This window comes from Micromonospora parastrephiae (genome assembly GCF_016802865.1).
Taxonomy (GTDB): Bacteria; Actinomycetota; Actinomycetes; order Mycobacteriales; family Micromonosporaceae; genus Micromonospora; species Micromonospora parastrephiae.
On sequence record NZ_JAEVHM010000277.1, the window covers coordinates 1 to 5,468 of the forward strand.

At 71.7% G+C, this 5,468-nt stretch carries 5 protein-coding genes and 1 pseudogene; 3 read left to right on the forward strand and 3 right to left on the reverse strand.

The genetic code is table 11. From position 1 onward, the window contains the following. Positions 1-499 (reverse strand): pseudouridine-5'-phosphate glycosidase (locus JNW91_RS29215; RefSeq protein WP_203178718.1); only part of this gene is annotated, 499 nt, incomplete at its 3' end. 89 nt (positions 500-588) lie between these two features. Between JNW91_RS29215 and JNW91_RS29220 the strand changes: the two genes are divergently transcribed. The 3 genes and pseudogenes from JNW91_RS29220 to JNW91_RS29230 all read left to right on the forward strand — a co-directional run bounded on the left by JNW91_RS29220 (position 589) and on the right by JNW91_RS29230 (position 3,422). Continuing rightward, positions 589-807, forward strand: a complete 219-nt coding sequence (locus tag JNW91_RS29220; protein WP_007456912.1) for a DUF3039 domain-containing protein — start codon at positions 589-591, stop codon at positions 805-807. Positions 808-847: 40 nt separating this feature from the next. Continuing rightward, positions 848-1,510 carry a trimeric intracellular cation channel family protein gene (locus JNW91_RS29225; protein WP_203178720.1) on the forward strand — a complete coding sequence of 221 codons (663 nt, stop codon included), beginning with the start codon at positions 848-850 and terminating at the stop codon, positions 1,508-1,510. Positions 1,511-1,689: 179 nt separating this feature from the next. Further along, positions 1,690-3,422 (forward strand): annotated as a pseudogene (locus JNW91_RS29230) (DEAD/DEAH box helicase). Positions 3,423-3,757: 335 nt separating this feature from the next. On the opposite strand, the gene JNW91_RS29235 reads toward JNW91_RS29230, so the two are convergent. Then, complete coding sequence (locus JNW91_RS29235; protein ID WP_030337431.1) at positions 3,758-3,991, reverse strand: DUF7455 domain-containing protein; 234 nt, start codon at positions 3,989-3,991, stop codon at positions 3,758-3,760. Positions 3,992-4,236: 245 nt separating this feature from the next. Next, on the reverse strand, positions 4,237-5,468 hold a 1,232-nt coding region (locus tag JNW91_RS29240; protein WP_203178722.1), incomplete at its 5' end, for an RNA polymerase sigma factor.

Here is a 5,468-nt window from a genome sequence, read left to right on the forward strand (position 1 = left end):
CGCCCACGTCGAGGATCGACTTGACCCCGGCGCAGACCACCGCGATCGGCGTCTGGGCCAGGGTGATCAGGTCCGCCGACTCGTCGAAGGTGTGCGTCGCCTCCCGGTGCACCCCGCCGAGACCACCGGTGGCGAACACCCCGATCCCGGCCGCGGCGGCCACGGCGCTGGTGGCGGCCACGGTGGTGGCGCCGTCCGCGCCGGTCGCGGCGGCCACCGCCAGATCGCGGACGGAGAGCTTGCTCACGCCGTCGACGGTGGCCAGCCGGGTCAGCTGCGCGTCGTCGAGGCCGACCACCAACTCGCCGCCGACCATGCCGATCGTCGCGGGGACGGCCCCCGCGTCCCGGACCGCCTGCTCGATCTCCCTGGCCACGCGAAGGTTCTCCGGTCGGGGCAGACCGTGCGAGACGATGGTGCTCTCCAGGGCGACCACGGGGCGGCCGGCGCGCAGGGCCTCGGTCACCTCGCTCCCGTAGCTGATGCGAAAGTCAGTCACACCGGGCACGGTACGGGGTCGTGCCCGGGCCGGCCTCAAGTGGACCCGGCCGTGATGACCTGCCAAACTTGTCGGTTGGAGGTGCAGACGTGAGCACAGAGGTTCTCGAGCGTCCGGAGCTGAAGGACGCCGACACCGGTCCCGAGATGTTCCACTACGTCCGCAAGGAGAAGATCGCCGAGAGTGCCGTCATGGGCACCTTCGTCGTCGCGCTCTGCGGGGAGACCTTCCCGGTCACCAAGGCGGCCAAGCCCGGTTCGCCGGTCTGCCCCAAGTGCAAGGAGATCTACGACTCGTACCGCGAGTGAAGCCCGGCCGGCGTCCCGGCCGGCGACGTAGCCTGCGGCGGTGACCACCTCCACCGCCCTGCTCCTCGCCGACCTGACCGGTGTGGCGGTGTTCGCCGCCTCCGGGGCCTCGGCCGCGGTGGCCAAGCGACTGGACCTGTTCGGCGTCGCCTTCGTCGGCTTCGTGGCCGCGCTCGGCGGCGGGATCTTCCGCGACCTGGTCATCGACGAGGTGCCGCCGCTGGCCTTCGCCGACTGGCGGTACGCGGCCACCGCCGCGGTCACCGCGCTCGCCGTCTTCTGGCTGCACCCGCAGCTCGCCCGACTGCGCACCACCGTGCTGGTGCTGGACGCGGCGGGCCTCGCGCTGTTCACCGTCACCGGCACGCTCAAGGCGCTCGACGCGCGGGTGCCGGCCGTCGGCGCCTGCCTGATCGGCATGCTCACCGCGATCGGCGGCGGGCTCGCCCGGGACCTGCTCACCGCCGAGATCCCGGTGGTGCTGCGCCGGGAGATCTACGCGGTGGCCGCGCTGACCGGCTCGATCGTGGTGGTGCTGCTGTACGTCGTCGGGCGGACCGGGCCGGCGCCGCTCACCGCCGCCGCCGTGCTGGTCTTCGGGCTGCGCCTGGTCGCGCTGCGTCGGCGCTGGTCAGCCCCGGTGGCGACGCTGCGACCACCGCGTATCGGTGGGGTGGATCCGCGTACCGACCGGGAGTGGTGAGGCCCTTCGGCCGGGGTGGGCGGATGTGACCAGCGTGGCGTCGCCTGGGCTGTGGGGCCCGCGCTGGTTATGCTGAGTCGGCCTTCGCGGCAGCTACTGCGCGGAGGCGTTTTCATGGGCGGCGGTACTCGTGGCCCTCGCCCGGGGTCCGCCGTCGTGCGGTCGGAGAGGAGCTTCGCGTGGCAGCCCGGACGCCGGTGCTCGAGACGTTCCCGGCACTCCGTGCCTGGCAGCGCAAGGCCCTGGTGGAGTACCTGCGCCGGCGCACCGAGGACTTCACCGCGGTCGCCACGCCGGGCGCCGGCAAGACCACCTTCGCCCTGCGGATCGCGGCGGAGCTGCTCGCCGACGGCACCGTCGAGGCGGTCACCGTGGTCGCGCCGACCGAGCACCTGAAGAGCCAGTGGGCGGAAGCCGCGGCCCGGGTGGGCATCCAGCTCGACGCCGCGTTCCGCAACGCCGACGTGCACTCCGCGGCCGACTTCCACGGCGCGGTCATCACCTACGCCCAGGTGGGAATGGCCCCGCAGGTGCACCGGCGGCGCACCATGACCCGGCGCACCCTGGTCATCCTCGACGAGATCCACCACGCCGGCGACTCCCGTTCCTGGGGCGACGGGGTGAAGGCCGCCTTCGAGCCCGCCGTACGCCGGCTGATGCTCACCGGGACGCCGTTCCGCTCCGACGACAACCCGATTCCCTTCGTCAGCTACGAGCGCGGCGGTGACGGACTGCTGCGCTCCCGCGCCGACTCGGTGTACGGCTACTCCGACGCCCTGCGCGACGGCGTCGTCCGGCCGGTGCTCTTCCTGGCGTACTCCGGGGAGACCCGGTGGCGGACCAACGCCGGGGACGAGTTGGCGGCCCGGCTGGGCGAGCCGATGACCCAGGACCTGGTGGCGCAGGCGTGGCGTACCGCCCTGGACCGGCCGGGGACTGGATGCCCCAGGTGCTGCGGGCCGCCGACGCCCGGCTCACCGTGTTGCGCAACGCCGGGATGGCCGACGCCGGCGGTCTGATCATCGCCACCGACCAGCAGACCGCCCGCTCGTACGCCAAGCTGATCGAGCAGGTGACCGGCGAGAAGGCCGCGGTGGTGCTCTCCGACGACCAGGGCGCGTCCGCGCGGATCGCGACGTTCGCGGCGTCCGACCAGCGCTGGCTGGTTGCGGTGCGGATGGTGTCCGAGGGGGTGGACATCCCCCGGCTCGCGGTCGGGGTCTACGCCACCAGCGCCAGCACGCCGCTGTACTTCGCGCAGGCGATCGGCCGGTTCGTCCGGGCCCGTCGGCCCGGGGAGACCGCGTCGGTGTTCCTGCCCAGCGTGCCGCACCTGCTCGGCCTGGCCAGCGAGATGGAGACCGAGCGGGACCACGTGCTCGGCAAACCCAAGGAGTCCGACGGCTTCGACGACGACCTGTTGGAACGGGCGCAGCGCGACGACCAGGCCAGCGGGGAGCTGGAGAAGCGGTTCGCCGCGCTCTCCGCCACCGCCGAACTGGACCAGGTGATTTTCGACGGCGCGTCGTTCGGCACCGCCGCGCAGGCCGGCACCCCCGAGGAGGAGGAGTACCTCGGCCTGCCCGGTCTGCTCACCGCCGACCAGGTTTCGCTGCTGCTGACCAAACGGCAGGCCGCCCAACTCGCCGCCCAGCGTCGCCGTACCGCCGAGCGGGCCGCTCAGCCGGCCGCTGCGCCTGCTGCGGCGCCGCCGGCACCCCTGAGTGCCGCCCAGCGTCGAGTGGCGCTCCGGCGCCAACTGAACGCCCTCGTGGCCGCCCGGCACCACCGCACCGGCCAGCCGCACGGCAAGATCCATGCCGAGCTGCGCCGGCTCTGCGGCGGCCCGCCCAGCGCCCAGGCCACCATCGAGCAGCTAGAGGAACGCATCGCCACCGTGCAGACCCTCTGAGCCCGTCAGGCACGACGCCCGCCGTACGCAGGCCTATCCCGTTACGCGCTGTATGCCCCGGCATCGCCCACGCAGGCCCGCCCGTGCCCCGTCCGCTGCGCCTGCACTGGGCCCGTCCGCGCCTGCGCTGGCCCCGTCCGCGGCTGCGCCCGCGTCCGCCCCGCGCGCAACTTCAGGGAAACTGCTGTCTCCGGGCGCGCCGATGCAGCACTTTCCCTGAAGTTGCGCGGATCTTGGCCGGATCGGGGCGAGTGCGGGGTGCGGGGCGCGGACAGCGAAAAGCCGACCGGAGGCACCCTCGGGGTGCCTCCGGCCGGCTATGTCGGTTTGCGGATTTAGTTCGCCATCAGATCGGCGCCACGCCAGCTGAAATCGGGCTCCGTTGCGAACCGCTCGGTGATCTTCACGAGATCCTCCGCGTACTTGTTCGCGTGGTGCCCACAGAACACCAGCTCGCTCCCACCCGCCAGAGTGATCCGGAGCTTCCCGGCAGCATTGCAGCGGTCGCACCGTTCATCGGCAGCTGGGGGCGCCACCGTCTCGGGCGGCGGCGTGAGGGTCGGGGTCATCGCCTTCCTCCTCTGGTCGTCACCGATGAACAATCTCTTCGGTCGTTGCTCACCTATCGTGCAACACCCTTGCCGGGCCCTGCCTTCCCTGTGTGCCCGCGGGGGACCGAGGTCACACATGGCAGGGACAGTGTGCCGTGCACCCAGGGTGCCACGTCAACGATCACATTCGTGCATCCGGACGATCACCATCTGGTGTTGCACACCAGGTGGTCAAAACGACACGTTCGGTTGACGAAACCCGCTCAGTCCAGGTAATCCCGGAGAACCTGCGACCGGGACGGGTGACGCAGCTTGGACATCGTCTTGGACTCGATCTGCCGGATCCGCTCCCGGGTCACCCCGTAGACCTGGCCGATCTCGTCGAGCGTCCGCGGCTGGCCGTCGGTCAGGCCGAAACGCAGGCGTACGACACCCGCCTCACGCTCGGAGAGCGTCTGCAGCACCTGCTGGAGCTGGTCCTGCAGGAGCGAGAACGAGACGGCGTCGACCGCGACGACGGCCTCTGAATCCTCGATGAAGTCACCGAGCTGGCTGTCGCCCTCGTCGCCGATGGTCTGGTCCAGCGAGATGGGCTCCCGGGCGTACTGCTGGATCTCCAGCACCTTCTCCGGTGTGATGTCCATCTCCTTGGCCAGCTCCTCCGGCGTGGGCTCGCGGCCCAGGTCCTGGAGCAGCTCGCGCTGTATGCGGCCGAGCTTGTTGATGACCTCGACCATGTGCACCGGGATGCGGATGGTGCGGGCCTGGTCGGCCATCGCGCGGGTGATCGCCTGCCGGATCCACCAGGTGGCGTACGTGGAGAACTTGTAGCCCTTGGTGTAGTCGAACTTCTCCACGGCCCGGATCAGGCCGAGGTTGCCCTCCTGGATCAGGTCGAGGAAGGCCATGCCGCGACCCGTGTACCGCTTCGCGAGGGAGACGACGAGGCGGAGGTTGGCCTCCAGCAGGTGGTTCTTGGCGCGTTCGCCGTCGCGGGAGATCCAGCCCAGGTCGCGGACCATCTCCCGGGTGAGCTTCTCCTCGCCCTCGTCGGCCGCGCGCAGCCGCTCGGCGGCGTAGAGCCCGGCCTCGATGCGCTTGGCCAGCTCCACCTCCTGCTCGGCGTTGAGCAGCGGGACCTTGCCGATCTGCTTCAGGTACGCGCGGACCGAGTCGGCGGAGGCGGTCAGCTCGGCGTCGCGCCGGGCCTGCTTGAGCGCCTCGGACTCCTCGTCGTCCCACTCGAAGTCGTTGTCGGTGGCGGAGGCGGCGGCGTCGGTCTCGGCGGCCTGGGCCAGCTCGGCCGGCTCCTCGACGACCACGTCCTCGATCGTGGCGGCGAGCTCCTCGGGATCGATCTCGCCGTCGGCGCCCTCGCCCTTGGCCTTGCCGGCCGCCTTGGCCGGCTTGGCGCCGGCGGCCGCGGCGACCGTCGCCTTGGTGGCCCGGGTCGACTTGGTCGCCTTCGCGGCGTGGCGGCCGCGGCGGCGACCTC